At 31.8% G+C, this 13,595-nt stretch carries 12 protein-coding genes and 2 pseudogenes; 5 read left to right on the top strand and 9 right to left on the bottom strand.

Annotated features, from left to right (window positions below; translation table 11 throughout):
• Positions 1 to 141: 141 nt before the first annotated feature.
• From MHH59_RS28395 to MHH59_RS28385, 3 genes are all read right to left on the bottom strand, one after another.
• Entirely contained in the window at positions 142 to 483 is a 342-nt protein-coding gene (locus MHH59_RS28395) for a hypothetical protein (RefSeq protein ID WP_000776979.1), read from the bottom strand.
• A 152-nt stretch (positions 484 to 635) separates the two neighbouring features.
• Entirely contained in the window at positions 636 to 1,583 is a 948-nt protein-coding gene (locus MHH59_RS28390) for a hypothetical protein (protein ID WP_340853378.1), read from the bottom strand.
• 413 nt (positions 1,584 to 1,996) lie between these two features.
• Positions 1,997 to 2,887, bottom strand: coding sequence for a DUF6997 domain-containing protein (locus tag MHH59_RS28385; RefSeq protein WP_340853376.1), 891 nt, complete (start codon positions 2,885 to 2,887; stop codon positions 1,997 to 1,999).
• Positions 2,888 to 3,411: 524 nt separating this feature from the next.
• On the opposite strand from MHH59_RS28385, the pseudogene MHH59_RS28380 reads away from it, so the two are divergent.
• A pseudogene (locus MHH59_RS28380) lies at positions 3,412 to 3,594 on the top strand (DNA repair protein); the annotation flags it as partial.
• A gap of 173 nt (positions 3,595 to 3,767) precedes the next feature.
• On the opposite strand, the gene MHH59_RS28375 reads toward MHH59_RS28380, so the two are convergent.
• Entirely contained in the window at positions 3,768 to 3,893 is a 126-nt protein-coding gene (locus MHH59_RS28375) for a hypothetical protein (protein ID WP_000709205.1), read from the bottom strand.
• Entirely contained in the window at positions 3,890 to 4,963 is a 1,074-nt protein-coding gene (locus tag MHH59_RS28370) for a Rap family tetratricopeptide repeat protein (RefSeq protein WP_340853374.1), read from the bottom strand. The genes MHH59_RS28375 and MHH59_RS28370 overlap by 4 nt, the downstream gene beginning before the upstream one ends.
• 510 nt (positions 4,964 to 5,473) lie before the next feature.
• Between MHH59_RS28370 and MHH59_RS28365 the strand changes: the two genes are divergently transcribed.
• From MHH59_RS28365 to MHH59_RS28355, 3 genes are all read left to right on the top strand, one after another.
• Positions 5,474 to 6,892 carry a right-handed parallel beta-helix repeat-containing protein gene (locus MHH59_RS28365; protein ID WP_340853373.1) on the top strand — a complete coding sequence of 473 codons (1,419 nt, stop codon included), beginning with the start codon at positions 5,474 to 5,476 and terminating at the stop codon, positions 6,890 to 6,892.
• Between the two features lie 581 nt (positions 6,893 to 7,473).
• Positions 7,474 to 7,839, top strand: a complete 366-nt coding sequence (locus MHH59_RS28360) for a hypothetical protein (protein WP_002204139.1) — start codon at positions 7,474 to 7,476, stop codon at positions 7,837 to 7,839.
• A gap of 101 nt (positions 7,840 to 7,940) precedes the next feature.
• Positions 7,941 to 8,213: an HU family DNA-binding protein gene (locus MHH59_RS28355; RefSeq protein WP_001043941.1), complete on the top strand. Its 273-nt coding sequence runs from the start codon at positions 7,941 to 7,943 to the stop codon at positions 8,211 to 8,213.
• Between the two features lie 297 nt (positions 8,214 to 8,510).
• Here the strand turns inward: MHH59_RS28355 and MHH59_RS28350 are convergent, their stop codons facing one another.
• Positions 8,511 to 10,037 (bottom strand): FAD-dependent oxidoreductase, encoded by a 1,527-nt coding sequence (locus MHH59_RS28350; protein ID WP_340853371.1) that lies wholly within the window; start codon positions 10,035 to 10,037, stop codon positions 8,511 to 8,513.
• A 1,144-nt stretch (positions 10,038 to 11,181) separates the two neighbouring features.
• Complete coding sequence (locus tag MHH59_RS28345) at positions 11,182 to 11,316, bottom strand: hypothetical protein (RefSeq protein WP_002016780.1); 135 nt, start codon at positions 11,314 to 11,316, stop codon at positions 11,182 to 11,184.
• A gap of 225 nt (positions 11,317 to 11,541) precedes the next feature.
• On the opposite strand from MHH59_RS28345, the gene MHH59_RS28340 reads away from it, so the two are divergent.
• Positions 11,542 to 11,652: a YjcZ family sporulation protein gene (locus MHH59_RS28340; protein ID WP_000540371.1), complete on the top strand. Its 111-nt coding sequence runs from the start codon at positions 11,542 to 11,544 to the stop codon at positions 11,650 to 11,652.
• A gap of 88 nt (positions 11,653 to 11,740) precedes the next feature.
• Here MHH59_RS28340 and MHH59_RS28335 read toward each other — a convergent pair whose 3' ends face one another.
• Together MHH59_RS28335 and MHH59_RS28330 are read right to left on the bottom strand one after the other, a co-directional pair.
• A complete protein-coding gene (locus MHH59_RS28335) occupies positions 11,741 to 12,055 on the bottom strand; it encodes a fucose 4-O-acetylase (RefSeq protein ID WP_340853368.1) in 315 nt (104 codons plus the stop codon).
• A gap of 227 nt (positions 12,056 to 12,282) precedes the next feature.
• Positions 12,283 to 13,002 (bottom strand): annotated as a pseudogene (locus MHH59_RS28330) (DUF874 domain-containing protein).
• Positions 13,003 to 13,595 lie beyond the last annotated feature (593 nt).

Below are 13,595 nucleotides of genomic sequence, written 5' to 3'. Positions count from 1 at the left end.
TGTTTCTATTATTTCTTAATTAGATCTACTATCAACTAACAACTGATGATTTTTATAATCTACGAACAAAATATTTTCTCATAGAATACTTATCCAAATTACTAGTTATCTGTTAAGAAATATAGAATACCTTAATTAATTTTAACCTTGTCCAACAATTACTGTGATTGTATGATCTAATACGCCATTTCTATAAACATATACTTTTGCTGTTGTGGAAAAATAAGTTGTTAATTGTCCGGTAGAAGAAACTTTAATTAAATCATTACTAGTACGATAAGTCATTCCTGGCTCATGATAAGTAAGTTGATATCCATTAAAAAATGTTGGTAAAGTAACTGTGTAATCCCTAATGTTGAGAGTTTGTGTTAATTTTTTCTGGTCTCCCACATTAAAATTAGTGGAAGCCTGTGAATCAGTAGTTCCGATACCTAAAATACTTAGAAAAGCAACCGATGTTACAAGAGCATAACGAAGTTTCATAATATTAACTCCTCCCTTTATAAATGATTTAAATAACAATAGGGATTTCTCACCCTATCAATAAGATAACATTTAATATATGGAAGTAAAACCATTTAAATGGGAATTTTCTATAAATATAGATTTTATCAACAATTTTACATAAAAATAGATTATTGACCATCTTGCATTTTAAATATACCAGCAATTTCTTTAAACATATCAATAATGTCTAATAATGACATTAAAAATAATAAAATAAGACTACCAAAAAGAGCATAGACTACGAAATTCTTTAATAAACTATATATTTTCCTCCAAATATTTGTGTAGACCCTACCATTCTTAATTTGATATTCTCTAGGTGAACAATAAAACCGCACTATTCTAAAACCCATTCTAAACTTCTCTTTTAACCAAACTAAATTATATTTTATTCTAATTCCAAATATTTTTTTATCTATAAATTCATCTATATTTAAATAAAAATAATATGTTTTATATACACTAGGACTCCTTAAACGTACATTAGTATAAATTTCATCATCAATCTTCATCTCATTTATATAGAAATCAAAATGATCCCAGTTAATTGTATCTTTATCTATTTTATTATAGTATATCCTTTCAGAATATCCTTTATTTAATTGCTTTATTTTAACTGGCACTACCTTTACTCGTTCTTTTTTGTAGTAAAATGAAATGAATCCATCTATAAACTCAATAAGGTTTTCTTCTTTATTTTTAACTTTAATTTTTATTGTCTTAGTTTCTTTTCCTTCAAAAAAATCATATTCCTCAATAACAGCTGCTCCTACAGGCCTGAAAAATTCATCTGTCTCTACTTCAATTTTTTGAGAATTTAAATAATCTGTCATTTTTTCATTTGATTTTCTATTACTAATTTTAAATAAGGATATAGTAGCACATACAAAAGTAAATATTAATAATACGCTTGGCATATGTATTAATATAATTTTAATAATAGGGGTTAAGGAATACCAATTCCTTTTAAATTCACTCCATTGACTATTTATAAAATAAAAGATTACTCCTATTACTGCTATAGTATATAGCAACTTACTTTTCTCTTTAATATAATTTACAATAACGGAAATCATATTGTCTTCTCCTTAACTTACTTTTTACTGAAAACATTAATCCTTTATAATTAAAAACCCTTCTTCTCTGATCCTCTTGGGAAGGATGCATATTATACATCCTAATCAAACCGAAGCTTTTAATTACCCTCGCTTTGAGGAAATCAATTTAGATAGAAACTCTTCAAAAAATCAAATAATTGTTTTACAAAAGGAAGATGTAAAAACTAAATGTATATATAGGATTCAACTTAAAGCTGGATTCTTAGTATCAATAAAAACAAAAATAACAGAACTAAAAAACAAAAGACGTACTCAATAAATAATTAAAATTATTAACATACAACAGGCGTTTGTTATTTATTAGATATGCCTTTTGTTATTTTTTTATATAATATTCCCCGAATGAATCAATATATTAGCTTGCTTTCCTACTACTTCTTCCATGTGTACTCTAGCAATTTGGAAGGTAAAATATAATGTTTATCGTGTTTTACTTGTAGCTCATTGTATCCTATTAAGTTTTTTCTTGGGTCTGGAATTTCACATTCTACGATATGAAAATGAATACCATCTTCTTCATAGTGTGCTTTTAAATAAACAGGTACAATTGGTATACTATCTGGAATCTGTGGGGCAACAGCAAGAACAGGATACAATAACTTATGTTTTGCTAAAGACTTATGTTTATTACCAACTTTTGCTTCTATCACGAACAAAGTATTTACTTTATTACGCTTTTCAACGAACATGGCATCAATCTCTACTTGCCCATTTTTATGAATTAAATTTCTATCCATTGAAGAATGTGGTTTAAAAGAAAACGTAAATGTAGAATTGCATGTAGCAGGTGAAAAAATAGGTTTAAATTCATCTAACCCTAATGCCTTACTGACAAGCCCTGATGTGAAGCCAAGATTTACTATAGATGCTTCTGTTAAAGTGGGCAACAACTGATAGGCAAGTAATTGATTATCCTCTACTTCCGGAAAATATTCTACCCCTTCATTTGTAAATATTTTCTCATCAAAAAGAAAATATTCACTTAATCTATCTTTTACTTTAACCACAGCAAACTGTGTTCCTGCCCCTGTGGATTTACCTAATCTTAAAACCATGCAATCATTACTTTTTAATGACTGATGTAGTCTTTCCCAAGAGTCAATAGAAATTGCATCAGGTGCTTTTAACTTTGGAAATCCTAATCCTGATAAATAATCAAGAAATGAAACGGGTCCAAAAACACCTTGATCTACATTATCTAATTGATCTATTACATAATGAAACACACTACTCATTCCATTATACTTATATTTTTGATTCAATCCCTATTCATCTCCCTGTATACGAATTCAATTGATTCTTGTTATGTGAATATTTATCATCTCCTCCCTAAGAATGAATTGAGATCCACTATATGGTACTGTTTCACTGAAAACCTATTAAAATTATAAGCCAATAAGCTAATTCTTCAATAATTTATATAATTCGTATCCTTAAATAATAAAAATAACTTTATATAGAATCTGTTATTTATCAATAATTATAGGGCTTGGAAAATTCACTTTTTAATTCCATTTTGAGTTCATTGTACATATTATAATCATCTAAAAAATCCACAAGCTTCTTATAATGATTTACTACCCTTTCTAAAGAAATCATTAATACAAATGTGAAATATATTGAAGATAATTCCATTATTTTCACTGCTTTCAAAATCATAATTAACAACATTTAGTAATTATAATATAATAGAGAAGTTTTTTGCATTTAAAAGATGCTTTTTACATTATATTTAAAATCCCCCTTCATAAAAGAACATACGCCCTTTTATGAAGGGGCAATCACAGTGTATGACTATTCAATCCTAACCAATAAAATCATCTTATGTGTAGTTCTATGAAGTTTTTACGCTTCAGTAAGTTGCATCAAAATGGGATTAGACCCTATGCATACAAAATTAGCAGTAGTCGGTGATGTAAATAGAAGCGGTTCAATCGTTCTAGCCGCAACTCCACCCTTAAAGCATTTGGTGTAAAGAAGAATGTATGGTTTGGTATTTAAGAATGTAAATCAGACAGTATTTGGTACTATGGAACATTATCCTTTATATTTTTCATTCTTACTGCTACTTATGTTATTTCTAAATTAATATGGTCATAATTAAAAAAGAGGGTGCTCGCAGCTCCCTCTTTTTTTAGATAATTAAATATGCTCTCCATGATCCATAAACACTTCAATAGTTTCATTTTGTGATACGTCTTTTACATTAGTAAGACCAAAAGTAAAAACAGCGGATAACATCATCATTAATAAGATTGCTTTTTTCATTTTAGCGCCCTTCTTTCTATACTCTTTTTGTCTGCATCTAAAGCGATGTGTAAATACTTGCTGGCTTTTTCGTGATTTTCTGAACCATAGAATATATTACCTAAAAGATAAGCATATTCTTTTACCCAATCATATAATTCTTCTTTTTCAAAATACGAAATACCTTCCATGACCACCTTTTCTAATTCTTCTTGTGGTGCATAGTTATGTACTGCTTTTAAAATTTGAAAATGATGACGATAACATAAGTCACTAATCTTATAGCCATTCTCAATATATTCATTAGCATTATGATTATGACCTAACTTAAAATGTTCTCTTGCTAAAAGAAACATCGTTTTAGCGTTGTTTTCTAGTGATTCCTCTAAATGCTTAATTGCTAACTCTGACATGTTTTGACTTGCATATAAAAGTCCTAAATTGTGCTTTACACGTTTAGTAAGACTTTCGTCATGAGATTTTTGGAAAGTACCCAATGCTGAAAGTAAATATTCTTCTGCACTTTCGAAATCACTTAAGCGAGTGTGTGCCATCCCTAAAGTATTCAAACAAGCAGCAGTTTTTAATTCATACCCTGAACTAATTGAAAATACTTCATTTGCCTTCGTAGCAAATTGAACTGCTAGGATTGGTTTCAATATGTGATAGTAATGAACTGCAAGCCAATAATAAAATTCAGCTTTTTCGATTTCATCATGCATGTACTCTAAATACTTTTCAGCTTCTTCAAATTGCATTCTTGCTTCACTATGGTTTGCTGTATTAGTAGCATAAATTGCTTTAAATAAATGATGATAGTACTCTAAAAATGTTTCTGTAGGCTCTTGTAATGGCTCAATTTTATCCAAAATATCTTTTGAACTATCCATATCACGAATTAGCAGATTATACCGTGCATTCAATAAAGCATAGTAGACTAATATTGTTTGGTCTTCCTTAATATTATTGATTTTATCTGCAATCTCTTCTTTTATTTTATTAGACTGTAATACACGTTGTGAAATTATAGCTTGATACCAGTCGTTTAATAATTTTGTGATTTCTTCTTTAGAAATAATTTCAACATTCATATACGCTACCCCCTTTTGTTAAATGTTACCACAACATACTTGTTTATATAAATGATTTTTCGAATATTAAAACTTGATAAACTTTTTTGAATACTTATATTAAACAATGTTAATTTCATATTTATTGAACTACCCCCACTTTAAATAATTATCTGTTAATCTTACCAATCCAATTAGTACAACAGTTAACGTGATACACAGGGAAGATTTAATTGAATAGAAAATATATTTTGAATAACTTCCCTTAAAATTAGTATCAGTATCCCTCATTCCCTCGTCTACCGATTTTAATATCCGTATTCCTTCAAGTACACATATATGATTTGATTTTATACGAAAAACCATGAATTATTAAAAATTTAGTTTCAGATAGAATACGTAGACCATAGGAGTTGGTGTTTCTTAATCCAGAATACATTACTGGGTCTTTTTTTATTAGTACAAGATATAAATCGTCAGTTTTAACTATATAGTTGAGAAGGAATGCTTATAAAAAGAAGGAGGAGCATAATGAAATATCAAACAATATTTCCCTCATTAAAGAAATCTCTTTTTATCTTTATCCTTTCTTTCAGTATGTTAATTTTCACACTTCCTACCTCGACCTTTGCACAATCCAATAACAATGCAAATCCTGTTACAAATTACTATGTATCCCCAACAGGAAGCGACCTCAATCCCGGTACATTAGATCAACCTTTCGCTACCATTCAAAAAGCTGCTAATGTCGCAACAGAAGGAAGTACAATCTACATAAGAGGCGGAGTTTATAACCAAAAGGTTCGTGTCACTCATTCTGGTGCCTCAGGAGCACCCATTACATTTCAAAATTACCAGGATGAAAAAGTCATTCTAGATGGTTCTAAAGTCAAGTTAGAAGATGATGGGTTATTTACAATAGAAGACAAAAACTATATTCAAGTAAAAGGATTAGAATTTCGCAATTTAAAATCAACAAAAGTTAACGAAACCCCTATTGGTATTTATATCACAGGAACAGGAAGTTACATTAATATTAGAAATAATTATATCCACGACATCGAAGCAAATGTAAAGAACGGAAATGCACACGGTATTGCTTTATACGGTACTTCATCTAGTGCACAAAATAATCTAAGTCATATTGTTATCGATAATAACGAAGTAACAAATTTGAAATTAGGGCTTAGTGAAGCAATTGCTGTGAATGGGAATGTAGATTCCTTTGAAGTTACCAATAACAAAGTACATGATAACAACAATATTGGAATTGTTCTGATTGGACATGAGGGCGTATCTCCAGTAGCTGCTTTAGATCAAGCACGGAATGGAGTTGTTCGTAATAACATTGTCCATCACAATTCATCCATCAATAATACTAGTTATAATGAATATTCAGCTGATGGTATTTACGTGGATGGTGGGAAGGAAATTATCATTGAGCAAAATCAAAGCTATGAAAATGATCTTGGTATTGAAGTAGCCAGCGAACATGCAGGAAAAAGCGCAAGCCAAATTACTGTTAGAGAGAATACGATATCCAATAATATCATGAGTGGTATTGCAATTGGTGGATATGACAATCAGCAAGGATATGCTGAAAATAACACGATTACGAACAATGTGATTTATAAAAATGATACAAAAGATCAAGAGAGTGGCCAAATCGAATTAAATTACGATACCCGAAACAATGTAATTACCAATAACCAAATCTATGCAAGTAATAGCCGTATTTTTATCAGCAATAATTTTAATAAAAACACTGGAAACAAACTGGATTACAATCAATACTATGGTGAATTCGATCAAAGTAATGGCTTGTGGCAATGGAAACGAAAAACGTATAAAGGATTTTCATCTTATCAGGCAGGTATGAATCAAGAAGGAAATGAACAACATAGTGTATTTAGCAAATTGTCTCCTTCATTCAAACTTATTTTAAAATAAAACAAATCTACTAAACCAGCTTTATCTTAGCTCATTCCCCTTCCCTCTCCTATAAAAGTGAAAGAAAAATGAAAAGTCGTAAAGACTCTGTATTGATGATTCTATAAGTAAAGAGGTGATCTATAATATTTAGTAAGCCGCGATTAATTCCTCTTAATATGAAGGGTTCACGCCCCTTGAAGAAGAAGTCTTGTTGGCTAAAATGATAAAAAGGCTCAAGGAAGTATCAAGATAGTAATTACCGATGATAGTAAAAGTAAATCTGAACAGATTGGAAAATCCACAACAAAAAAGCTAACAAGGCAAAAGTAAACAAAATATAGATTTGAATTATATTTCTCAACAACCCAAATTACTTAATCTGGCAAAATAATACTCGGGTTGGCACCCAATACCATATTACGATGGTTCCAGTCGCAGGAAGGCACCTTAGGGTGTCTTTTCTTTTGTTTGAAACATATTCTGCCAAAATAACTGTATCTTTGTTGAATTACGACTCATATAATCCAACAAACTTCGTATATATAATTTGTTACCCTAAATGGGTTGACAATACGAACAGTTATAGGAGGATTTTGTGAATGGTAAAAACAGCTTGTGTAAGTATTATTACTGGAATTCTTTTAATATGTTCAACAGGATGTGCCACTCAAACTGATTCTATTACAGCTAAAACTCAATCAATAGATGATGGGACATATACAACAAAAGAGATCACAGACGCATTTCCTGTAGGAACACCCATAACTACTTACATTCGAAAAGAAGAAAAACTGAACGTAAAACATCTCACCAGTATTACACTTACAGATGGTGGCGTCGGTAGAGTTCTGGAAGCAACAGATGGTTTTGTTGTTGTATGTGGGAATGAAAAAGGAGTTTTTGATGTGTTAATATTTAAAACTATGGAAGATGTAAAGAAATATGAACAGAGTTTAGCGCGATAATTAATATCCTTCTTATGCCTTTTTCTATGTACAGTATAATTGCATGATAAGTAATCACACGTTATAATAGTCACCTAATTACATATGAAGAGGTGCAGAAAATGAATAAAACAGAATTAACAAAAGTAGTAGCAGAAAAAGCTGAACTTACACAAAAAGATGCAGCAGCAGCAACACAAGCGTTATTAGATACAATAACAAATGCGCTAGCAAATGGAGAGAAAGTACAGATTCTTGGTTTTGGTACATTTGAAGTACGTGAAAGATCTGCACGTACAGGACGTAACCCACAAACAGGTGAAGAAATGCAAATCGCGGCTTCAAAAGCACCTGCTTTTAAGGCTGGAAAAGAATTAAAAGAGGCAGTGAAATAATTATACATATTGAAAAGGGTTTGATATTCATATCAGGACCCTTTCAATAGCCTTTTTGTTCATAAAACAAAAAAGTATCATCCAATATATATTAGATGATTCCTCCTTTCCCACCTACTCACTGGGCTGTGACTCTTCACGCTCCTTGAGGAAGGAGTCTTCTTGGCTAAAATGATAAAAAGAAACATATACCTGCAGAAAATAAGAGGTTATGTTTCTTCTTTGATATAGTGTGTAAGATATAAAAAATTAGAGTATATCTAATACAAATATTCATTGATTTGTACTACCTTTTCCTCATTTGGCATTAGAAATTGAAATGGAAGAGAATAGATTTGGAATGCTATTCTCAAAAGCTAATGTAAAGGAAGGGATTAGTTCATGTATTCTTTCTTGCAGTGATCTCTTATCTACTTCTCCAAGTTCGTTCAAAAGTTCATTCCCTTCCAAAGTCTCATCATCAGTGATTAACATGCTTAACATATCTGAGTTAATGATTTCATGAGGCGAATAAACTAGCCCATTCATCATTATATATTTTTGGAGCATGGTAGAATTACCATCCCTTGCTTGCTTTAAAGCTTGTTTAAGATATAAATCAAAATATTTCTGTGTAAATTTCACACCTTTTAGTGGAACTGCTCCTACATGTTCAACACCTTCCCAACGTAAATCCGCAATTGAACTCAGCCACCATGCCGGCTCAATAGCCTGTTGCATACGTTGCAGCACTTTGCGTTCGAATCCGGATTTATGAGTAGAATGTTCTTTTAAACAAGTATCTAACATTTCAGCTTCAATGGCGGCTACGGTCATCCCTTGTCCATAAATGGGATCAAAGTTACAAAAAGCATCACCTAACACTAATAATCCAGATGGCCAATTTTCCATTTGTTCAAAATGTTGACGAGTTGATTCCTGCGCTCTAAATCCTCTTGGGACACTAATTGGATCTAACTCTTTGATTAACTCCCTCATCATAGGGGTAACTAATGAATCCAGTTCTTTTTCATATTCTTTTGAATTGGTTGGCGGATAGTGCGTACCTCCAGCAACAAATAGTAGCGCTTGAGCTATGTTATCTTCAATATATAATAGCCCTACAGCTCCAACGTTTTTAGCAGGATCTCCTTCAGAAATTGCACTCAATTTCTCTTTGATATGTGGAGGTACTTTATAATATCTCGTGCTATATCCAAAATTCACCTTTAAACGTTCTGGTTCTGGAACATCATATCCCATAGATGTAAGCCATTTATTGAGTTTAGATTGACGACCACATGTGTCAATTACCAAATCAGTTAACACAGTTCGCTTTGTTTTTAATTCATCTCGTTCTTGAATATTGATCCCAATAACGCGCTTGTGATCAGACGAAGTTAGAAGACCTGTCACCGCTTGCTTTGAATGAAAATGTACATTAGGAATTTCTTGTACACGTTGGCGGATTGTCCATTCTAACAACGCTCGACTGCTCGCTGCACCTTTTCGTTCTATAACTAGTTCAAGTGCCCCATAAGGAGAAAATCGAATCATTTTATCATTCTTGACATTATGGGCCCCTAGATTTAATAAATCATCAACATATCCAGGAAAGAAACGGTTCATAATTATTTCTCCGCGTGGTAATACACGATGAGGATGAAAGTCTTGGGGTGTACCTGGACGTTCAGATGGTTTTTGAGGTAACTCATCTTTTTCAACAACTATCACTGTCTCAAAATAACTGGAAAGCACGCGTGCAGTAAGCAAACCTGCAATACCAGCTCCAATCACGAGTGCCTTTTCTCTTTTTTGCTGTTGATATAGTAATTGATTATCCATCAATAATCTCTCCTCTTCCTAAAAAGTATATTTGTTCAGCATGAATCTATTAAAATTTTTCCAGAAATCAGAATAAACAAATGATGATTCTTCATTATTTCAGTAAGGAGCCCGATGAAATAATAGTTAATATAGTGAAACAGATACATATCAAAACACTACAATTCCCCCTGTTATTATAAGCTATTACAAGTGAGAAATAATTAACGTGACCAGTACAATTGTAGTATCTGATAGCACTGTTCTTAAATAGTTTGTTTTTCCAGTAATAAATGTGTCAGTACACCCAGCACATTTTATAGTTATACTTTGAAGTTCAATTCTCTCTTAAATATATATGTTTACATTTTTTTAGATATACGACTTTAAATCCTTCTGAAAACTCAATAGACAAATGCCGCCATATCATTACATTACAGAATTCATCATAAAATAGTAAGATTTCAAAAAACTTACTTTAACTAACAGGTGCTTCAATTAAATAACTTTTTTATCTCTGCAAAGGTATTACAATTTTAAATACGTTTTTCAACCCTTTGGCTTAGGTAATACAATTCATTTAAATAATAAGATTATACTGTATGCTAGGATACCTAAAGCAATCTTGGTAATTCCTTTCAATATACCCATATTAGATCTGTATCCAACATTCATATTATTAAAATTAAGTTGGTCCAAGTCAGAAAAAGTACACTTAAATGAGTATCCTTTTTCAACAAAATTCAGGTTCATATAACTTGTATAACTGCCCACCGCTTATAATTGCTTTTTTAATACTGCTTTTTCCCCCTTTAATATTTTTTATAATTTGCACCTTAAATGTATCACTTTTGTTATCCTTTTAAATATTTTGGGTTTTTAGAAATATTTATTTGATTTTTAGTAATATTAGAATTCTATTTTATCAAATAGAAAATAGAGGATTTGATAAAAGTATGTAATAATGCATAATAAGCCAATCAGATATTATGATATACTTTCAAAGAGCTGATACAAAATTTCTTTAAATTGGAAAACTAAAGTTTTATCTACCTAATTGTGGGGACGCCTTATGGCGTCTTTTTTTATTAATAGAAAACCCTTAAGCATTCATATGCTTAAGGGTTTATCGATTGAAAGTTAGTGCCGTTTGGAATTCCTTAAATTAAGAACAAAGCGGGATTACTCTTAAACCAATTAATAAAGCTGCAGCAAACGCTGGAATTGGCGCAGGAATCTCGATACCTTCTACAACTAAAAAGTATTGTCCGTTTACAACTTTAAAACAAACTAATTGCATGGCTAATCCTCTCTTCTGTTAGGATTAATACATTACATTAAATAATTTGTTTTTAAAAAATGTGTAATTTATCAACACTCAGGGGAAACACATTACATTATCTTTCCCTTATTTTCAAAAGGACCTGCTCAATTCATACATACAAACATAAGTTACAGTGAACCCATTAAAATCCGTGGAATGAACTCTAGTTTTATTCTCTTATCTAAAGGAGGAACTATTATTATGGGATATGGTGGTAGTTGCGGCGAAGGCTGCGGTTTTGCTGGAGGCTTTGCCTTACTCGTTGTACTCTTTATACTATTAATCATTATCGGATGCAGTTGCTTCTGCTAAAAAACTATTAGAAAAGCACCTTAGAGTGTCTTTTCTTTATGCGTAAGAACCTCGCCATCTTATGGAAATGGCGAGGTTCTTATCTATATTATTTAATATCTTGTTCCAGGCTTTTATCAAGATTAGAATTACTATCATTATGGTAACGTTGGTAGTTCTCTTCATGTTGCCTTTGTTGTTCTTGTTCAACTTTATTATCATGATCAATCACCTTAATAACAAAAAATAATATTACGATTACAAACACCACAAATGGGATGAGAGCAGTTTTAGAAAGTTCCTTTAGCTCCTCTTTTGCTTGTTGCTTTTCTTCTCCTGTTGAAAAGAGATAAGCAAATAAAGCTATTATAAATACAAAAAAACCGAAGAGTATTTCTACAACTGCAAAAATAGCATCTAACATTACTTATGTATCCCCCCTAATATAACATATATGCCTTACTAATTAGCCAATAATTCCCTTAAACATTATATCAGCTAGAGTACACGGAATTATAATAAATTATTTGTATAGTTAATTTTAATAATCAATATGCATTACTATACAATAATTCGAGTCGTCCGAATACCCCTTAAGGTTTTTTTCTTTATGGAAAAATCCCCACACAATGTGTAGGGACCTTGTTTTTCTTACCATTTAATTTTTGTTGGATTTAACTTGGAAATAGATCCACGTACTAATTGTTTTTCATTACTGTCATAGATACCGATATCACCAGAGAAATTTTCCTAATATTCCCCTAAATAGTCTTTTGATGGTGCTTTCAAATCTACATTTAATCCCATTGTCCCGAAACTTGCCACCTGGCGCGCTGCTATGTCGCCTACTTGTTGCGCTCGTTCTTTCGTTGTTCCAGCTGGAACGATAATAACAATTCGAGTTAGACTGTCTTTTTCTTCAATATGGACATCTTGTGCCTGTGCAGCCACCTTAATTCCATCCTTTGCTGTTTGGATTCCTAATTGACTTAATTTCACATCTTTATTTCGCGCTCCCTGGCCTTGTGCTGTCATCGATTGTTCCGCTTTTTCTTGTGCTTGCGCTTCATTTAGCCCACTGCTTTTCGGTTGTTTAACTGGTGTTGACTCTGCTTTTGGTTCTTCTTTAACTGTATCCTTTACTACATTTTCATGCTGTTTTGATTTATCCGTCGATTGCTGCACAGCTACTTTCTTATGTTCTTGCTGCTTTTCTTCCTGAAATGCTTTAACTTTTTCTTTTTGTTCCTCTTTCTTCGCATCTTGCTCTATTTTTGCTTCTTCAGTACCACACGCTGCCAACAATAAACTTGCTGCAATTGTTAAGCCTGCTAATTTAACGAATTCCCCAAAAGAATTCTCCTTCCTCAAGCGTGTGAAGGACGTAGCCCAACGGTAGGTGGGAGATGAATTTCGGTTTGGCATAGCCAAAAACTTTTGATAAACTAGCTATATGAAGTTCTTTGATAACTTGATATATGAGGTTGCAGGAAGAAAATAGAGTGCGAAAACCAAGCCATTCGGTTCCTGCGTAAAATATCAACCGTACCAAAAGAGCGTCCAAGCGTTGGACATCTAGGGGTGGAACACCCCGAAGTAACGCTCCGGGAGACGAAAGGGTACTTTCGTCGTGGAACTGAGAAGCTCCCACTTCAAGCTTTGCTAAGTGACGAGTAGTTCACTTGCTTTCATAATAAATACCGCCTTTTCATAATTTAATTCTTTCATATGTAAAAATGACCTTAGCTACAAATATTAACTTTGTAGCCCATATCTGAATCATTCAAATGATAACATATTAATATTCAAATTATTTATATTTAAATATTAACTTTATAAACTATTTTCAATCAAAACAAATTAATTTTTTCTTAAATAGTGGAATCATTCTCTTAGGTTGATAGTGATGGAGTACCACCACATCGCTATCAACCTAAGAGAAGCAAATACCATAAAAACAAAAA

Origin of the sequence: Bacillus sp. FSL E2-0195, assembly GCF_038003645.1 — a bacterium.
Classification (GTDB): Bacteria; Bacillota; Bacilli; order Bacillales; family Bacillaceae_G; genus Bacillus_A; species Bacillus_A mycoides.
Note: the sequence above shows the minus strand (reverse complement) of the source record. Positions and strands in the feature narration are given on the sequence as shown.

Excerpts from the sequence above, each read along its gene's own strand:
- MHH59_RS28395 (WP_000776979.1), bottom strand. The coding sequence starts at position 483 with ATGAAACTTCGTTATGCTCTTGTAACATCGGTTGCTTTTCTAAGTATT.
- MHH59_RS28390 (WP_340853378.1), bottom strand. The coding sequence starts at position 1,583 with ATGATTTCCGTTATTGTAAATTATATTAAAGAGAAAAGTAAGTTGCTA.
- MHH59_RS28375 (WP_000709205.1), bottom strand. The coding sequence starts at position 3,893 with ATGAAAAAAGCAATCTTATTAATGATGATGTTATCCGCTGTTTTTACT.
- MHH59_RS28370 (WP_340853374.1), bottom strand. The coding sequence starts at position 4,963 with ATGAATGTTGAAATTATTTCTAAAGAAGAAATCACAAAATTATTAAAC.
- MHH59_RS28365 (WP_340853373.1), top strand. The coding sequence starts at position 5,474 with ATGAAATATCAAACAATATTTCCCTCATTAAAGAAATCTCTTTTTATC.
- MHH59_RS28360 (WP_002204139.1), top strand. The coding sequence starts at position 7,474 with ATGGTAAAAACAGCTTGTGTAAGTATTATTACTGGAATTCTTTTAATA.
- MHH59_RS28355 (WP_001043941.1), top strand. The coding sequence starts at position 7,941 with ATGAATAAAACAGAATTAACAAAAGTAGTAGCAGAAAAAGCTGAACTT.
- MHH59_RS28350 (WP_340853371.1), bottom strand. The coding sequence starts at position 10,037 with ATGGATAATCAATTACTATATCAACAGCAAAAAAGAGAAAAGGCACTC.
- MHH59_RS28345 (WP_002016780.1), bottom strand. The coding sequence starts at position 11,316 with ATGCAATTAGTTTGTTTTAAAGTTGTAAACGGACAATACTTTTTAGTT.
- MHH59_RS28340 (WP_000540371.1), top strand. The coding sequence starts at position 11,542 with ATGGGATATGGTGGTAGTTGCGGCGAAGGCTGCGGTTTTGCTGGAGGC.
- MHH59_RS28335 (WP_340853368.1), bottom strand. The coding sequence starts at position 12,055 with ATGTTAGATGCTATTTTTGCAGTTGTAGAAATACTCTTCGGTTTTTTT.